Annotated in this window: 1 protein-coding gene; it reads right to left on the bottom strand. The window is 55.5% G+C overall.

Going from position 1 to position 281, the window contains the following annotated elements; translation table 11 throughout:
- Positions 1 to 76 precede the first annotated feature (76 nt).
- On the bottom strand, positions 77 to 281 hold a 205-nt coding region (locus C444_RS22580; protein ID WP_004592182.1), incomplete at its 5' end, for a hypothetical protein.

The following is a 281-nucleotide window of genomic DNA, read 5'->3' as shown; positions in this document are numbered from 1 at the left end:
TCGTCTCCAGCGACAGTCCCTGAGCTGGCAGTCACACCAAGGGCCGTCGCAACGGCCGTGAGGTATGTTCGTCGATTCATTCGTCAGTAAACGCCGAATCGTCGCGGACATTCACTGAGATCCCATCACTACTCTCCGTAACGTAGAGAACCGTGTTTGCCTCCGAGTCATGGAGTCGGAGCTGACTGTCGGCGCTACTTGACTCTGGCAGGAGGAGTTCAGAGACACTGTCAAACTCTTGCCGGGAAACATCGTACCGCTCATCGTCATCATCGTGTGAC

It is taken from the genome of Haloarcula japonica DSM 6131 (assembly GCF_000336635.1).
GTDB classification, from domain to species: domain Archaea; phylum Halobacteriota; class Halobacteria; order Halobacteriales; family Haloarculaceae; genus Haloarcula; species Haloarcula japonica.
Note: the sequence above shows the minus strand (reverse complement) of the source record. Positions and strands in the feature narration are given on the sequence as shown.